Here is a 16,961-nt window from a genome sequence, read left to right on the forward strand (position 1 = left end):
CTATCGACTTTATACACTTTTTTTATTCTTTTATAAATCCTAGAATCGACCGTATCCTAAGAAATGTTTTTGGTTATACGAACTGTTAATATCACCGTACGCAATTCCTTTATCACTAGCATGAATCATTTGGCCATTACCAACATAAATACCAATGTGAGATGGACCTGCTTTATAAGTACCTTGGAAGAATACTAAGTCTCCTGGTTGTGGGCTATCTACTTTAGAAACTGAGTTCCAGTAACCCCTAACGTCTTGACGACCTACACCAAAGATGTAAGAAATGAATCCACTACAATCAAAACCACCGTTTGATGGGGATGCACTTCCCCAAACATATGGTAAACCTAAGTAGCTTTGTGCTTTACCAATTACGCCACCCACATTTGGAGCTGCCTTTTTCTCTTCTTGTTTAGGTGCTTCTTTCTTAGGCTCTTCTTTTTTTGGTTCTTCTTTTTTAGGCTCTTCTTTTTGAGCTTGTCCACCATTGTTTGCTGGTGCAGCTTGCTCTGCAGGTGCTTGTGCTGGCTGAGCTTGCGCAGCTTTAGCAGCTTGCTCTGCTTGTTTTTGAGCAGCAGCTTCTTGTGCAGCTTTTGCTTGTGCTTCTTCTTCTGCAATGCGTTGTAATTGCAGTGCTTGTTTCTCAAGCTCTTTCAATTGACCTTCCGTACTTGTCATTGAAGTTACAACTGTATCCATTTTACCGCTTAAATCGTTTACTGCTGTTGCTTTTTTCTCTTTTTCAGCGTCAAGTTCTTTCTTAGCAGTTTCAATTTGAGCTTGTGCTTCTTTTAATTCTTTTTGTTTCTCTTTTACCGTTGCAACATCTTTTTTCACACTAGCTTGGTCTTCTTGTTGTGTTTTCATGATATCTTCATCAGACTCAAGAATTTTAGAAACAGAAGTTAAACGATCAACTAAATCTGCAACGTTTTTAGAGTTTACAAGAACTTCTGTTACAACGTTCGTATTTGGTTGTTCTTGAAGTGCAACTAAACGCTTTCTTAATAGCTCTTCACGTTTTGCAATCTTTGTTTGTAATTCTGCAATATCTTTATTTTTCTTTTCAATTAATTGCTCAGTATCAGAAACTTTTTTCATTGTTTCATCAAGCTTTGCAGCATTCTCTTGAACAGATTTATCTAAACCTTGAATTGTTTTGTTTAAGTCATTCATTTGCTTTTGTAATTCATCACGTTCTTGTTGTTGTTTATGTAAAGTGTCATTTTGTGTGTTAATTTGTGATTTCACGTCAGAAATTTTATCTTCTGCAAATACATTTGGTGTTAGCCCAGAAAACATTAATCCTGCAACTAATGCACAAGATGTCATTTTTAGCTTTTTCATTTTATTTTTTACACCGCTTTCTTTTTTCTTTTTCCGTATATAACCTATAAAATTTATACCATAATTCGGGATTTTTTTTGCTAATGTTACGTTTTTGTAAAACAAATGTAATATTATATGTAGCTCTAGCGCAAAATGCGTATATTTTTGTATGTATGTGTAGAAATTTATATACTTTTCTCACTTCTATAAACAAAGAAAAAACGTAAGGAATCCCTTACGTTTTATTAAATATACGAATACGAATACAAATGAAATACTACTTCATCCATTTCTCAGCCCAATTTTGGACCTCATCCATAACACTTTCTAACGCTTTTCCCTTGTCAGTTAAGCCATACTCGATTCGAACTGGTACTTCTGGATAGACATTACGAACTACAATGCCCTCGCTTTCCAATTCCTTTAAACGCTCTGACAACATACGATCGCTCATATTTGGGATAATATCTGCGATTTCTCTAAAACGTTTCGACTCTTCAAGCAAAGATTTAATAATTAAGCCAGTCCACTTCTTACTAAGCAGAGTAAAAGCTGACTCAAACTTTGGACATAAACAAGAATTATGCTCCATATGTTTCACCTCTCTTCTATTATAATATAGTTTCTTGTAAAAAGTAAGTTATAAAACTTTCCTCATTATTTTATTTTACGTACATTTTACCATTTCCAAATATTAACTTGTCAACTAAACGTAACATACCCGTAAAAAAACCCTCTTAAAAAGAGAGCTTTTTATATCTTTATTACTTCGTATACCATCCAAGACCTAATGCACCTTCACCTAAGTGCGTACCAATTACAGCTCCAAAATAACCTGTACGAATTGTGACGTGAGGATATTTTGCTTCTAATTCTTTCTTCCATTCATTCGCTTCCTCTTCACGTTGCGCATGAATGATAACTGCTTCCATAGGTACACCTTTACTTGCTTGCTCATCAAAAATTTCAATGATACGTTTTAATGCTTTTTTACGTGTACGAATCTTTTCAAACGGAATAATGATTTTATCTCTAAAATATAAAACTGGCTTCACTTGTAACAGACTGCCGATGAAAGCTTGCGCGCTATTCAATCGACCACCACGCTGTAAATGATGTAAATCATCAACTACAAAATAGGCGTCCATCGTTTTCTTCATTTCATCAAAACGAGCGATAATTTCTTTTGGGTTCTTTCCTTCACTTGCTAACTTTGCACCTTCACGCACATAAAATCCTTGTACTTCACAACTAATTTCAGAGTCATACGTGTATACATCAATACCCTCTACCATTTGTCCAGCTGTCGTTGATGTTTGATATGTACCACTAATTCCACTTGATAGGTGAATACTAATAACTGCATCATAATCTTTAGCTAGTTCTTCATATAGCTCAACAAACTTTCCGATTGCTGGTTGAGAAGTTTTTGGAAGTTCCTCTTGTTCACGTACTTTCACATAAAAATCATCTGCTGAAATTTCAGCTTCTTCTTGATAAGATTCTGTTCCAAACACAACGTTTAATGGAATCATATATATATTGAGTTCATCACGAATTTGCTTCGGTATATATGCCGTACTATCAGTAACAATAGCTATTTTCATTTTCGTACCTGCCTTATAAAAAGTTTTATTTCCTAATTTTACACGAAAACTACAAATGGTGCATCCATACATGAAAATGCCGGTTGAAATTATACCTACCATCTCGACAAATTACAACAAAAAGATAAAATACTCACCAAAAACTTCAGCATATTTAGAAAAAATGTTTGAATATAAAAAGGCTCGCTTTTAAAATGGAAAGTACTAGTCATTTTGATAGATAGGGGCGTACACAAGTGCTATTACAATATTTAACAATCAAAGACTACGGCGAACACGAAATCGTCATTCAAAAATCAAGATTTATTTGTTATATTAGCCGAGCAACAACTGAGGAAGAGGCTCAAGAATTTATACAAAAAATAAAAAAACAACATTGGAATGCAACACATAATTGTTCCGCTTATTTAATTGGCGAACAAGATCATATTCAAAAAGCAAATGATGACGGTGAGCCTAGCGGTACAGCTGGCGTACCAATGCTGGAAGTACTTAAAAAACGTGGACTAAAAGATACCGTCGTCGTCGTAACACGCTATTTTGGTGGCATTAAACTTGGCGCAGGTGGATTAATTCGTGCATATGGAAAGTGTACAAGCGAAGGCGTTAATCATGTCGGTGTTGTCCAGCGAAAACTAATGCGTGTGATGCAAACCGAGATTGATTACACATTACTTGGCAAAGTGGAAAATGAATTACGCAATTCAAAATATGCCATTAAAGATATTCATTATCTAGAAAATGTCACATTTGATACGTATGTAGAAGAAGACGGCAAACAAGCATTTACAGATTGGATGATTGAATTAACAAACGGGAAATGTACAATTACAGAAGGAGATATGTTGTACTTAGAACAAGATGTTATCTAAGAATAACCCATTTATCACCTTCAAAGATTAATGTAGTGAATTACTTCCCTACAAATGAACTAACGAACTAAGGAGATTATATATGGAAGAACGTTATTATCATCTCCAAAATAGCAGAATAAAAAAGAAGCGAAGAAGGAAACTTTTCTTCTTCCTTATTTTCGCATTTTTATTTGGCAGCATAGGAGTTTATGTGTTAAATTCTTACTCTTCTCTTATGGGGATGTATAGTGGTTTTACTCGTGAAAAATCAGATTTAAGAAACCAAGATGTAGAAATTACAAAGGAACCTTTTACAATTCTCATTATGGGTATAGAAGATTATGCGACAGATGGTCAAAATGGTCGTACAGACTCATTAATGTTTGCAACAGTCAATCCAAAAACGCAAAAGATTTCACTTATGAGTATTCCTCGTGATTCTCGAGTTAAAATTGTTGGAAAAAATAAGGAAGACAAAATTAACGCTGCCCATGCTTACGGCGGAGAAGAAATGGCAATCAAAACTGTCGAAGGCTTTCTAAAAGTTCCTGTAGACCATTATATTAAAATTGATTTCCAAGGCTTTAAAGGTATCGTTGATGCTGTTGGTGGCGTTACCGTTGACGTACCCTTCGATTTCTGGGAGCGCTCTGACGTGGATTACTACAAAAAAATTCAATTTAAGCAAGGACAGCAAAACTTAAACGGTGAAGAAGCACTTGCTTACGTCCGTATGCGAAAGCAAGATCCAAATGGCGATTATGGTCGAGCTGCTAGACAAAGACAATTACTGGCCGCTGTTGCTCATAAACTAAACTCCACCTCTACTGTATTTAAAATTAAAGATTTAACAGCTGTCGTTGGAAAATATATAAAAACCGACATTCCTATTTCAGACGGACTTGCTCTTTACAATAAACTTTCTGGATTTGATCCTTCTACAATGCAAACGTTAAAGCTTGAAGGCGAAGACAAAAAGATAGGCGGTATTTATTACTTCCTTCCAGATCCAATCAGTGTAGAAACGGTGCGTAACGAAATTGAAAAAGAATTAGGAGAAAAAGCAAAAAATCCAACTACAAAAAACAACTCAAATCCTGATTTAAATTCAAGTTCTAACTCTAACGAACAAACAAAAAAAGAGACAAACCAAAATAAAACACCAACTGATCCGCCACCTTCTACAAATGCTCATGCAGAGTGGATTATGCGCAATCAGCCGTAAAAAAAAAGGCCCAATCTATCCGATTGGGCCTTTTTATTTACTTATTAAAGTGTTGTAAAATCGCTTCTACAATACGCTCTGATGCACGACCATCACCATAAGGGTTAGATGCTTTCGCCATCTTATCATGGGCTTCTTTATCTGATAACAACTCATCAGCAAGACCAAAGATTGTCTCTTCGTCTGTTCCTGCTAATTTCAGCGTACCTGCTTCAATACCTTCAGGGCGCTCTGTTGTATCACGAAGAACAAGAACTGGTACCCCAAGTGATGGAGCTTCTTCTTGTACACCACCAGAATCCGTTAACATTAAGTATGAACGAGCTGCAACATTGTGGAAATCAATTACATCTAGCGGCTCAATTAAATGAATACGGTTATGTTCACCTAAAATTTCATTTGCTATTTCACGAACAACAGGGTTCATATGAACAGGGTACACAACTTGTACATCTTCATGCTTATCAACAAGACGCTTAATTGCACGGAACATATTACGCATCGGTTCACCTAAGTTTTCACGACGGTGAGCTGTCATAAGTACAAGACGATCATTCCCAAGTTTCTCTAGTACAGGATGACTATATGTTTCTTTTACAGTCGTTTGTAGCGCGTCAATCGCTGTATTTCCTGTAATGAAAATACGTGACTCATCTTTATTTTCCTTCTGTAAGTTCGTTGCTGATTTTGCTGTTGGTGAGAAATGAAGATCCGCCATTACACCTGTTAATTGACGATTCATCTCTTCTGGGTATGGAGAATACTTATCCCACGTACGAAGGCCCGCCTCAACATGACCTACTGGAATTTGATTATAAAAAGCAGCTAAGCTTGCAATAAATGTTGTTGTTGTATCACCATGTACAAGTACAATATCCGGCTTCGCTTCTTTCATTACTTTATCCAAACCTTCTAAACCACGCGTTGTAACATCAATTAAAGTTTGGCGGTCTTTCATGATATTTAAATCGAAATCTGGCGTAATTCCAAAGATACTTAATACTTGATCTAACATTTGGCGATGCTGTGCTGTTACAGTCACAATCGATTCAATTTTTTCTGGGTGTTTTTGCAACTCTAATACAAGAGGTGCCATTTTAATTGCTTCTGGACGTGTCCCGAAAATTGTCATTACTTTTAAACGTTCAGTCATGTGATTGCCTCTTTTCTTTCACTAATTACAGCTTCTATTATGACATATAAAAATATACATGAGTACATCCCTTTTTAACGCATAACAGAAACTTTTCTATTACAAATACTTTTTCTTCCCACCGAGTAATAATCTATCTTTTGTTTCTTAACATCTTCATCAGTATAACAATTTCTCCCATCAAATAAAATAGGCTCCCTCATAAGTTGTACGTACTTTCCTAACGGATAAGCTTGAATATCTTCCCATTCTGTTACGATAAAAACCGCACTCGCATCTCTAATCGATTCATCTATACATCTACTATATTGTATAGCATCTCCAAATATATTTTTCACATATTGAATTGCTTTTGGGTCGTAAAGAACAATATCTGCACCTATATTAAGTAATGCTTCTATTATAATAAGAGATGATGCTTCTCTAATATCATCCGTATTCGGTTTAAAGGATGCGCCAAGAACTGCAATCCGCTTTTTATTCATATTCATAACTTTTTTCGCTTTTTCAATCAATAGCAGCTGTTGCTTATTATTTACTTCAATAACCGCTTTTAACAAACGAAAATCATGAGCAACATTTCCCGCAATTTGTACCAGTGCTTTCGTATCTTTCGGAAAACACGACCCTCCGTAGCCAATGCCCGCATTTAAAAAAGATGCACCAATTCTCTTATCCATTCCCATCCCTTTGGCAACATCCAATACATTCGCGCCTACCTTCTCACATATATTTGAAATTTCATTAATGAAACTAATCTTTGTAGCTAAAAAGGCATTCGACGCGTATTTAATCATCTCTGCACTTTTAATATCTGTAACATACGTTTCTAAACATAATTCACTATACAAACTCTCTACTCTTCTTGCTACTTCCTCACTATCCGCTCCAATTACAATACGATCTCCATGAAAGAAATCATAAATACCTGAACCTTCACGCAAAAACTCTGGATTCGATACGATATGTACTGTATGCCTCCCTTTTAACTTCTCCTCAATCCATCCCTTCATTACATCATTTGTACCTACTGGAACTGTACTTTTCGTAACAACAATAATATCGTTCGTCGCATATAATCCAATATCGTTACAAGCACTCTGAATATACGTTAAATCTGCCGTCCCATCTAATAAAGGCGGTGTTCCAACTGCAATAAATATAAACTCTACATCATCAAATGCCTCTTCTTTATTTGATGTAAAAGTTAAAGCATTATTCTCATATGCATAATTTATTAATTCATGTAATCTAACCTCATAAATAGGTAAATCCCCTTGTTTTATCCGTTCAATTTTTTCATCATCTATATCAAAACATGTAACTGAATGCCCTAATTTTGCCAATCCTACTCCTGTAATCAACCCAACATATCCAGTACCTACTATCGTAATTTTCATTTCCTTTTCGCACAGGAATTTACAATAGAAAAGATATGAACTATAGAACTCTCCCTGCGCTTCCCCCTCTCACGTTAAAAATGAGAAAACCCTTTTCCTTTTTCATTATATGAATTACTTCCCTTACTTTTTTTAAAGTTTTTGTAAAATTAAATGCACTATAAAGTAAAACTTAATCAGTGAGAATGAGGCTGCCAGGTCACGTGTAATAAATTCCCACATTTTAACACGAGACTTACTCATTTCTACGTGCAACACTTATAATACTGAAATAAAAGTATTCACTATCGAAGAAAAAGAGAAAATGTCACATTCCGAAGTCCAGTACGATTAACCTTCTTATATGATTCAACATTCTATATACAATTGTCATATATTTTATTCGCTTCCATTAACCGTAAAAAGAAAAAAAGATTGAATTCTAATCTTTTTGTGATACCATATGTTATGAGCCTGTAAACAAACATCATAATTTTCAGATAAATATATTTTCAAAAAAAAAATTACGTTAGACTATAAAGGGTGGGGTATTAATGGACTCACAAGTGATTTATGCCATTTTGGCATCTTTCATCACTGTACTTGTCGTTACTCCTTTAGTTATTAAATTAGCTTTTAAAATAGGAGCGACAGATAAGCCAAACGCACGTAAAGTGCACCAAAAGATTATGCCACGTCTTGGCGGGTTAGCAATATTTATTGGTGTAGCTGTAGGATTTGTTGTCGGTGGCTTATATGAGCAAAGAATGTTATCGATAACGCTAGGTGCAATTATCATTGTAATCATCGGAATTTTAGATGATATGTACGAGTTATCTGCGAGAGTAAAATTCGGTGGACAACTGTTAGTTGCCATTATGATTGTAAAAAGTGGATTATTAGTGCAAGTATTATATATCCCATTCATTGGGGATACTGAACTTGGATGGCTTGCTTATCCAATTACAGTATTTTGGCTTGTAGGTATTACGAATGCAATCAACTTAATTGACGGCTTAGATGGATTATCTGCTGGGATTTCATCTATCGTACTTGCAACGCTAGCATATATGGCCTTCACTAGCCCATGGGGTACTGGAACAGCTATTATCTTGCCACTTGCATTAATTATATTAGCAAGTACAATTGGATTTTTATTCTACAACTTCCATCCAGCAAAAATTTTCATGGGAGATACAGGAGCACTATTTTTAGGATACTGTATTTCTGTTATATCGTTACTTGGATTATACAAAAGTGTAACGTTATTCAGTTTTATCGTTCCAATTATCATTTTAGGTGTACCTATATTTGATACGATATTTGCAATCATCCGTCGTATCGTAAATAAAAAACCTATTTCAGCACCAGATAAATCGCATTTACATCACCGCTTACTTGCAATGGGATTCTCTCATCGCAAAACGGTACTAATTATATACGCATTCGGTATTTTCTTTAGTGTAAATGCCATTATTTTTACTACTGCAACGTTATGGTTATCCATTATTCTTCTTTTCGCTTTGATTTTCTTCACAGAAATCATCGCTGAAATAATCGGGCTTGTACATGAACGCTACAAACCAATCATTTCCTTTTATAAAAAAGTGAAAAAACGCGAAGACTAATTGTAGTATAGCCTTTTCAATTATGAAATATTCAAATAGCATCCTCTTTCTTATAAGAGGATGCTATTTTTTATTCTCATTTTATATTTCCAAAATATAGATTGTTTGAGAGTTCCTCTATTGGAGAAAGATATACATAATAAGAAAAGTATCAAGTTTTCTTTTTTACATCTTGATTGTCAAACTGAGGGTGAATGTTATGATCAAGCGAGTATTTCAATGTATTATTTTATTTTTAACGATTACTATGTACGTATCATCTAATACTGAAGCAACAACTGTTATTCCTGCTGAATATCATCCAAATACTGAAACAACTTCTCCTACACAAAAAATTGCGTACTTAACATTTGATGACGGACCAAACAAATATACTACACAAATTTTAAACATCTTAAAAGAAAAGAACGGAAAAGCAACTTTCTTTGTTATTGGTGGAAAAGTACCACATTATAAAAAGACAATGCAACGATTAATTAAAGACGGACATTATATCGGACTTCACAGTATGTCACATGATGTAAAACGCCTTTACACTGGTGACCCTTCCACTTTAATTGCAGAAATGGAGCAAACACAAAGCATTGTCCAGCAAGTTACGAAATTAAATACACATCTCGTTCGCGTTCCATATGGTAGTATGCCTTATTTAAAGAAGAATTACCGTGACGCACTTGTATCGGCCCAGTATAAAATGTGGGATTGGACGATCGATACATACGACTGGAAAAGCTATGACAATCCTTCTGCCATACTCGAAAGAGTACGTAATCAAAGTGATGAACAAGTCGAAGTCATTTTAATGCATGATTCGAGTGTAACCGTACAAATACTGCCAAAAGTAATTGATTACTTACAGTCACAAGGATACAAACTTCTTCCCTATAATCCTTCTTCTCATCTCAAGGTAAATTTTTGGAAAGACACAAGATTGTAACAGCTTTAGTGCCTATGTGCTAAAGCTGTTTTATTTTTCTCTTCCCACCCTTCCCATTTTTGTGTAAAATTTTAAATAGTGATGAAGTTTCGAGGTGAATAGAAATGAAACGAATAGATCTCATTTTTAACGCAATACAAAAAGGCAATTATACAGAAGGTGTAACCGCATCAGAACTCGCTACATTTCTGCAACTAGATCGCGCCAATGTAAGTAGCGATTTAAACAAACTTGTAAAAGATAAACGTTTATTAAAAACAAATACGCGACCTGTTCGTTTTTACATAGAAACGAACACTTCGTTGGAAACGCATTCAAAAGACATAACTTCATTGGATACATTTGCAATTGAAAATACGAGCCTTAAAATTGCAATTGAAAAAGCGAAAGCTTCTATTCTCTATCCTCCAAACGGTATGCATACTTTACTACTGGGAGAAACAGGGGTCGGAAAGTCTATGTTTGCTTCTTTAATGCACGAATATGCAATTGAAGTTGAACAGCTTCCCAAAGATGCACCATTTATCGTCTTTAACTGTGCTGATTATGCAAATAATCCCCAGTTACTACTCGGGCAATTATTTGGGATTAAAAAAGGAGCTTATACAGGAGCAAGTGATCAAAAAGGGTTAATTGAAAAAGCACATGAAGGAATTCTTTTCTTAGATGAAGTACATCGCCTGCCTCCAGAGGGACAAGAAATGCTTTTCACCTTTATTGACCGCGGAGTATACCGCCGCCTTGGAGAAACAGAGAACGAACGTAAAGCACAAGTATTAATCATTACTGCAACAACAGAAGAACCAAATTCATTTTTATTAAAAACATTTACAAGACGTATACCGATGACTGTTACGCTGCCACCACTTCGTGAGCGTACACATAAAGAGCGCTTTGCTTTACTACAGCTATTTTTCACAAATGAAGCAATTCGTCTGCGAAAAGACATTCACGTTAGCCCAAATGCAATGCGTGCTTTCGTCTTTTACAATTGTCCCAATAACATCGGTCAATTAAAAACAGATGTTCAAATTGCATGTGCGAAAGCCTATTCTGATTTGGTCACAAAGAAACGTGATTCTGTCTATGTTTCAAGTACAGATTTACCTTGGTATATGAAAGAAGGGTTGTTCATTGAAAGAAAGAGCCGTCACTTATACCAAATACCAAATGAAACATTTGTATTTACAGGTGAGGAAGGTTGGAGTAATCATAAAACAGAAGATGAAAAACGCTCTTCTATTTACGATTATATTGATTATAAATACGAAGAACTTCAAGCACGTGGTATTGAAGAGGAAGAATTAGAATTACTAATAGAAAATGATGTTCAAAGCTTTTTCGTACAATATTTTAACCAAATATCCAAAAAAACAAGCCATGAAAATGTTTTTAAAATTGTGGATCGTAATATCGTTTCCGTATGTGAAAAAATAGCGGAACTTGCTGAAAAGCATTTATCTAAGACGTTTGATGAAAAAGTATTTCTTGCTTTAAGTTTACATGTACAGACAACTCTACAACGTTTACAAAGCGGAAAACAAATACATCACCCACAATTAAATCAAATTCGTACGAAATATAAAGAAGCTTTTTCCGTAGCTATGCAATGCATTCAACTACTGGAGGAAGAATTACAAATAACAATGCCTATTGATGAAGCTGGCTTTTTAACAATGTTCTTCGTTGTTGATCCAATTCCTGCCTCACAAACAGAAGTAAAAGTATTAATATTAGCACACGGTAATGGCATCGCAACTGAAATGGCAAACGTTGCAAACGAACTTCTCGGTATTGAGGAAGTAACCGGTATTGATATGCCGTTACACGAATCACCGAAAGATTTCTTGGAACGTGTGAAAGTGTATATGAAAACACTACAAAATGTAAATGGGCTTCTCTTACTTGTCGATATGGGGTCACTTGCTTATATCGGTGACATATTAGAAACGGAGTTCAAAATCCCTGTACGTGTTCTCTCGATGACGAGCACACCACATGCACTAGAAGCAGCTCGAAAAGCTCAGCTCGGTTATTCATTAGATGCGCTGTATGAAACAGTAAAAAATTTAACACCGTTTTACTTAAACGTACAAGAAGAAAAGAAAAAACCTCTCTCTCCAATGAAATCTGTTATTTTAACAGCTTGTTTAACTGGTGAAGGAAGTGCTTTAGCTATTCAAAAAATGTTAGAGAACTATTTACGATTTGATAAAGACTTAATTGAAATTATTCCGATTAGTATCGTCCATGAAAAAGATTTAACGAAAATGATCGAGAACATAAAAAAAGAGCGTAATATCATTTGTATCGTCACGAATTTCGATGTGCAAGTGCCGTGCTTAACATATCATTTCCAAGACATCGTAAACTACACAGCGATTCAGCCCATTCAAGAATTAATTACGTATGAAGAAACATATGCAAAAATGGCGGATATTCTTGAACAACAAATGCAGCGTAACGATGGGGCATTACTTATTAAAACAATTCGTTACGCATTAAATACAATTCAAGAATTAATTTCCTTACAGCTAACTCCTGATAGCTTAATGGGGGTTATTCTGCATATGAGCTGTATGGTTGACCGTCTTCAAAAAGGAGAAAGCCTTCTTCCTCACCCTGATAAAGAGAAAAGAAGACAAGATGAATACTGGATGTATATGAAAGTAAAAAAAGCATTGCAACCGATTGAAAATACATTTGAAATACAAATACCTGATGACGAAGTATTTTACGTTATGGACTTCTTTATTAAAAATCAGCCTGTTAAAAATTAATTGAGGCCGTTTTTAAAAATATCGACCGTAACGTGAGTTATATCGGCGCAACTCAGATTATATCAGCGATTTTCAAAACATATCGATTTACCGACAATAATCGCTAAAACTAGCACCTTATATAATGAGAAAAGGCTGTTCCAACATATGGACAGCCTTTTCCTCTACTTCTTTACTTTTCTAACTCGCCCTCTTATTTCTCCTCTTTTTTGTGATTTCGTATGGACATTAACATATACATTTGCTTGAATAATTTCTTGAAGTAAATGTACAAATGATTTCCCTTGTAAAGGTCCCTCAAAATCCTCTACATTCACTACACCAGTAATACTTCCCTCGTTCAAACTAATCCCTTGCTCCAGTGGACCATACAAATATAAAACAACAGGACCAATTTGAGTAGACTTCCCTAAATGAATTTGACACGATGTAACCTTTTCTATATTTTTTAGTATTACTCTGTAATGCAATTTCGTTAAATCATCACTAAAAATAAACTCTGCTACCCCAAAAGCTTCTGTATTTACAGGAGGCACTTCCCTCTTACCTGTTAACCTGGCAAAGAAATGTGTTGTCATAAGGCATTCTCCTTATATAAATTTCCCAGCACTACTTCTACTACTTTATGGTTTAGACATAATCATTTATGACTTTTTCAATTTTAATTACAAAGAAAAGATTCACAAAATCTTTACATTAAAATCGTTCCTGTAGATTGAAAGTCTCTTGTATAATGCACATAGAAAAACATTCTAGGAGGTTATTTTGAAAAAAAACAAACACATCTTTCACACATTATTAGAGATTTTTCTCGTCTCATTTAAATTAGGACTTACTTCATTCGGCGGTCCTGTCGCTCATCTCGGCTATTTTCACCACGAATACGTGCAAAAAAGAAAATGGATGGATGAACGAAGCTATGGAGATTTAGTAGCGCTATGTCAATTCCTTCCTGGTCCTGCCAGCAGTCAAGTCGGTATGGGGGTTGGGTTATTAAGAGGCGGACTATTAGGAGCTATTATTTCATGGATTGGATTCACTTTACCGTCTGTACTTGTTTTGGTTTTCTTCGCCTCATTCCTTAATCAGTTCGATCTTGGAAGTGCTGGCTGGATTCATGGACTAAAACTTGTAGCAGTAGCTATTGTCGCTCATGCCATATGGGGAATGGCGCGAAAGTTAACTCCAGATCGCAACCGTGCGACGATTGCGATTGTAACTGCCGCAATTGCCTTATTATGGCCAAGTAGTTGGACACAAGTCATCCTTATTATAATATGTGGCTTTATCGGTTGGTTTTTATATCGCAACCAACCAATTAGCCAATCTCAAAATATAAAAGTACCTATTTCAAAAAAGATAGCAGTTTCTTGTCTCGTCTTATTCTTTGGACTATTACTACTGCTACCGATATTAAGACCGTTTTCTTATTACATCGCTTTATTTGATAGTTTCTATCGCTCTGGCGCACTTGTATTTGGAGGAGGACACGTCGTGCTGCCCCTTCTTGAAGGTGAGTTCGTACAAAACGGAATGATGACGAAAGAACAGTTCCTAGCTGGATACGGATTAACACAAGCAGTACCAGGACCACTATTTACATTCGCCTCTTATATAGGAGCAGTATTAAACGGGACGCTTGGGGCAACACTCGCAACAATTGCGATTTTCCTCCCTGCTTTCTTACTCGTTATTGGTGTTTTACCATTTTGGAACAGTGTGAGAAAAATATCATTCATACAAGGCGCACTACTTGGTGTTAACGCCGCAGTTGTTGGTATTTTAATTGCCGCTTTTTACGATCCTATTTGGACGAGTACAGTTATAAATGCTTCAGATTTCGTTTTCGCTTCGCTTCTTTTTTGCTTACTAGCTTTTTGGAAAACACCACCTTGGGTTATCGTTATACTGGGAGCCTTTGGCGGATATATTCTGTCCATTTTATAAATAGAAAAAACGACGGCATGATGTAGCCGTCGTTTTTTCTATTAAAACTTCACAAGCTCTATGCCTTCTGGCAACTCACTCTCTGTTAAAATACGCAATTCCTTCACACGATCCATTACGTAAGAAGAACGCTTCACAAGCTCTGGATCAATATAAGCTGGATGAACCATAATTTCTACCGTTTGTTCACCTTGTACTCTTTCTTTTAACTTCACAAAGTAATCTTCCGTCACACCATCCGCATAAAAGTCACTGTAAAACACATCAGAAAATGGATGCACCGCTCTATCTTCCTCACAACGACGAATCGGAACATTATATTTAGCCGCTAATCTCTCAAGAACATCATGTAAAATCGGTAAACCATGCACATGATGATGACTATCTAAATGAGTTGGTGTTAATCCGTAAGATAAAAACTTCTCAATTTGAGCAGTCCATTCTCTCTCAACTTCTTCTGGATTTATATTCCCTTCCCTTACAACACTTTGTTTATGAAACGATCCGTTTTCCCCTACGAGTGACGGTACATCCTTTAACAGTGGTTCTCCTGCCGTTAATACGAGATGTACGCCTACTCCGAGTAGGTTATACTCTTTCGCTAAGCGTACCGCATGCTCTGTTCCTGGCATATTCATCATCATCGTCGTTGAATTTACAAGTCCATTTATATGCCCATCAATAATGCCGTAATTTGTACCTTCTGTAAGACCGAAATCATCTGCATTTACAATTAACTTAATCATCATAATACCTCCTAATAGAATAAAAAAAGCGGGCTAAATAGCGCCGCTTTTACTTCTCTACCTTTTTGAAGAACTGCGGAAGATACTCTTTATGTGCTTCCAACATTTCATCTAAAATTTGTTTTGCAACTTTATCTGATGGTACAAGTGGATTGATTGTCATAGCAAGCAGCGCCTTATGATAATCCCCTGTAACAGCAGCTTCAATTGTTGTGCGCTCGAATGATTTAATTTGTTGTACTAAACCGCGAACTGGTACTGGAAGGTCTCCAACTGCAATTGGTTTTGGGCCTTCTTTCGTAATAATACAGTTCACTTCAACAGCTGAATCATGTGGTAAGCTTGCAATTGTTCCGTTGTTTCGTGTATTAACAGGCTGGATATCACCTTTATTATTGTAAATAGACGTAATTAAGCTACATGCTGCATCACTATAATAAGCTCCGCCACGTTTTTCTAATTGTGGTGGTTTAATATCTAAGTTCGGGTCTTTATATAACTCAAATAAATCATTTTCTAATTGTTTTACTACTTCTGCACGTGTACCTTTTTCAACAGAAGCTTCTTTCTCTTCTTCTAACATTTCACGTGTTTTGTAGTAATAACGATGGTATGGACATGGAATCGCACGAAGTCCGCGAATAAAGTCTGGCTCCCAGTTAAGCGCTGCGATATTTTCCATCGTAATTTGTTTTTCTGGATCTGTCACAAGCTCTAACACACGGTCCATTACACTTACGCCATCTAAGTATACATCTAGTCCGTATACCATATGATTTAAACCTGCGAAATCAACGTGAACACGACTTGCATCTACTTCAAGTAATCTTGCAAGACCCATACGAATTCCGATTGGAACGTTACATAGACCAACTACTCTTTGAATATTTGTATAACGAAGGACAGCCTCTGTTACCATACCAGCTGGATTTGCAAAGTTAATTAACCATGCATTTGGACAGAGCTCCTCCATATCCTTACAAATATCTAAAATAACAGGAATCGTTCTCAATGCTTTGAATAAACCACCAGGACCATTCGTTTCCTGACCGATTACATCATACTTTAACGGAATTGCTTCATCTTTTGCACGTGCTTCTAATAAACCAACGCGAAGTTGTGTTGTTACGAAGTCAGCATCTTTTAATGCCTCACGGCGATCAAGTGTTAAATGTACCTCGATTGGTAAGCCTGATTTTTTCACCATACGTTTCGCTAAGTTACCAACGATTTCTAACTTTTCTTTTCCTGCCTCAATATCTACTAACCAAATTTCACGAACAGGAAGCTCATCATAACGCTTAATAAATCCTTCAATTAACTCTGGTGTATAACTAGATCCACCGCCGATTGTAGCAATTTTAATTCCAGTCATG

The 16,961-nt window shown here is 35.8% G+C and carries 14 protein-coding genes; 6 read left to right on the forward strand and 8 right to left on the reverse strand.

Annotated elements, in window-relative coordinates; all coding sequences use genetic code 11:
• Positions 1-39: 39 nt before the first annotated feature.
• The 3 genes from NST86_RS26640 to NST86_RS26650 form a co-directional block, all read right to left on the reverse strand.
• On the reverse strand, positions 40-1,452 hold the full coding sequence (locus NST86_RS26640) for a C40 family peptidase (protein WP_227593296.1): 1,413 nt from the start codon (positions 1,450-1,452) through the stop codon (positions 40-42).
• Between the two features lie 154 nt (positions 1,453-1,606).
• Positions 1,607-1,921 (reverse strand): winged helix-turn-helix transcriptional regulator, encoded by a 315-nt coding sequence (locus tag NST86_RS26645; protein ID WP_000400857.1) that lies wholly within the window; start codon positions 1,919-1,921, stop codon positions 1,607-1,609.
• A gap of 172 nt (positions 1,922-2,093) precedes the next feature.
• Positions 2,094-2,936, reverse strand: a complete 843-nt coding sequence (locus NST86_RS26650; RefSeq protein ID WP_000684725.1) for a DegV family protein — start codon at positions 2,934-2,936, stop codon at positions 2,094-2,096.
• Positions 2,937-3,172: 236 nt separating this feature from the next.
• On the opposite strand from NST86_RS26650, the gene NST86_RS26655 reads away from it, so the two are divergent.
• Entirely contained in the window at positions 3,173-3,808 is a 636-nt protein-coding gene (locus NST86_RS26655) for a YigZ family protein (RefSeq protein ID WP_000926672.1), read from the forward strand.
• Positions 3,809-3,890: 82 nt separating this feature from the next.
• Positions 3,891-5,015: an LCP family protein gene (locus NST86_RS26660; protein WP_000392806.1), complete on the forward strand. Its 1,125-nt coding sequence runs from the start codon at positions 3,891-3,893 to the stop codon at positions 5,013-5,015.
• A gap of 37 nt (positions 5,016-5,052) precedes the next feature.
• Here NST86_RS26660 and wecB read toward each other — a convergent pair whose 3' ends face one another.
• Both wecB and NST86_RS26670 read right to left on the reverse strand, forming a co-directional pair.
• Positions 5,053-6,168 carry a non-hydrolyzing UDP-N-acetylglucosamine 2-epimerase gene (gene wecB, locus NST86_RS26665; protein ID WP_000140145.1) on the reverse strand — a complete coding sequence of 372 codons (1,116 nt, stop codon included), beginning with the start codon at positions 6,166-6,168 and terminating at the stop codon, positions 5,053-5,055.
• A 74-nt stretch (positions 6,169-6,242) separates the two neighbouring features.
• A complete protein-coding gene (locus NST86_RS26670; protein WP_000704933.1) occupies positions 6,243-7,568 on the reverse strand; it encodes a UDP-glucose dehydrogenase family protein in 1,326 nt (441 codons plus the stop codon).
• 533 nt (positions 7,569-8,101) lie between these two features.
• Here NST86_RS26670 and NST86_RS26675 point away from each other — a divergent pair.
• The 3 genes from NST86_RS26675 to NST86_RS26685 all read left to right on the forward strand — a co-directional run bounded on the left by NST86_RS26675 (position 8,102) and on the right by NST86_RS26685 (position 12,892).
• Positions 8,102-9,175: a glycosyltransferase family 4 protein gene (locus NST86_RS26675; protein ID WP_000378318.1), complete on the forward strand. Its 1,074-nt coding sequence runs from the start codon at positions 8,102-8,104 to the stop codon at positions 9,173-9,175.
• Positions 9,176-9,374: 199 nt separating this feature from the next.
• On the forward strand, positions 9,375-10,112 hold the full coding sequence (locus NST86_RS26680) for a polysaccharide deacetylase family protein (RefSeq protein WP_000597149.1): 738 nt from the start codon (positions 9,375-9,377) through the stop codon (positions 10,110-10,112).
• 104 nt (positions 10,113-10,216) lie between these two features.
• Positions 10,217-12,892, forward strand: a complete 2,676-nt coding sequence (locus NST86_RS26685; protein WP_000820967.1) for a PRD domain-containing protein — start codon at positions 10,217-10,219, stop codon at positions 12,890-12,892.
• Between the two features lie 164 nt (positions 12,893-13,056).
• Here the strand turns inward: NST86_RS26685 and exsM are convergent, their stop codons facing one another.
• A complete protein-coding gene (exsM, locus tag NST86_RS26690; RefSeq protein ID WP_000207046.1) occupies positions 13,057-13,470 on the reverse strand; it encodes an exosporium regulatory protein ExsM in 414 nt (137 codons plus the stop codon).
• 187 nt (positions 13,471-13,657) lie between these two features.
• On the opposite strand from exsM, the gene NST86_RS26695 reads away from it, so the two are divergent.
• Positions 13,658-14,839, forward strand: coding sequence for a chromate transporter (locus NST86_RS26695; protein WP_000739648.1), 1,182 nt, complete (start codon positions 13,658-13,660; stop codon positions 14,837-14,839).
• Positions 14,840-14,880: 41 nt separating this feature from the next.
• Here the strand turns inward: NST86_RS26695 and chbG are convergent, their stop codons facing one another.
• Together chbG and celF are read right to left on the reverse strand one after the other, a co-directional pair.
• The gene (chbG, locus tag NST86_RS26700; RefSeq protein WP_000593496.1) at positions 14,881-15,585 is read right to left on the reverse strand and encodes a chitin disaccharide deacetylase; all 705 of its coding nucleotides are present in this window, start codon (positions 15,583-15,585) and stop codon (positions 14,881-14,883) included.
• A 49-nt stretch (positions 15,586-15,634) separates the two neighbouring features.
• Entirely contained in the window at positions 15,635-16,960 is a 1,326-nt protein-coding gene (gene celF, locus NST86_RS26705; protein ID WP_000145762.1) for a 6-phospho-beta-glucosidase, read from the reverse strand.
• Between the last annotated feature and the right edge of the window lies 1 nt (position 16,961).

The organism is Bacillus sp. FSL L8-0199 (assembly GCF_038005705.1).
In the GTDB taxonomy this organism is placed as follows: Bacteria; Bacillota; Bacilli; order Bacillales; family Bacillaceae_G; genus Bacillus_A; species Bacillus_A cereus.

What these genes read in the sequence shown, in the direction of transcription:
- exsM (WP_000207046.1), bottom strand. Translation starts at nt 13,470, where the DNA reads ATGACAACACATTTCTTTGCCAGGTTAACAGGTAAGAGGGAAGTGCCT.
- NST86_RS26660 (WP_000392806.1), top strand. Translation starts at nt 3,891, where the DNA reads ATGGAAGAACGTTATTATCATCTCCAAAATAGCAGAATAAAAAAGAAG.
- wecB (WP_000140145.1), bottom strand. Translation starts at nt 6,168, where the DNA reads ATGACTGAACGTTTAAAAGTAATGACAATTTTCGGGACACGTCCAGAA.
- NST86_RS26680 (WP_000597149.1), top strand. Translation starts at nt 9,375, where the DNA reads ATGATCAAGCGAGTATTTCAATGTATTATTTTATTTTTAACGATTACT.
- NST86_RS26670 (WP_000704933.1), bottom strand. Translation starts at nt 7,568, where the DNA reads ATGAAAATTACGATAGTAGGTACTGGATATGTTGGGTTGATTACAGGA.
- NST86_RS26650 (WP_000684725.1), bottom strand. Translation starts at nt 2,936, where the DNA reads ATGAAAATAGCTATTGTTACTGATAGTACGGCATATATACCGAAGCAA.
- chbG (WP_000593496.1), bottom strand. Translation starts at nt 15,585, where the DNA reads ATGATTAAGTTAATTGTAAATGCAGATGATTTCGGTCTTACAGAAGGT.
- NST86_RS26675 (WP_000378318.1), top strand. Translation starts at nt 8,102, where the DNA reads ATGGACTCACAAGTGATTTATGCCATTTTGGCATCTTTCATCACTGTA.
- celF (WP_000145762.1), bottom strand. Translation starts at nt 16,960, where the DNA reads ATGACTGGAATTAAAATTGCTACAATCGGCGGTGGATCTAGTTATACA.
- NST86_RS26645 (WP_000400857.1), bottom strand. Translation starts at nt 1,921, where the DNA reads ATGGAGCATAATTCTTGTTTATGTCCAAAGTTTGAGTCAGCTTTTACT.
- NST86_RS26685 (WP_000820967.1), top strand. Translation starts at nt 10,217, where the DNA reads ATGAAACGAATAGATCTCATTTTTAACGCAATACAAAAAGGCAATTAT.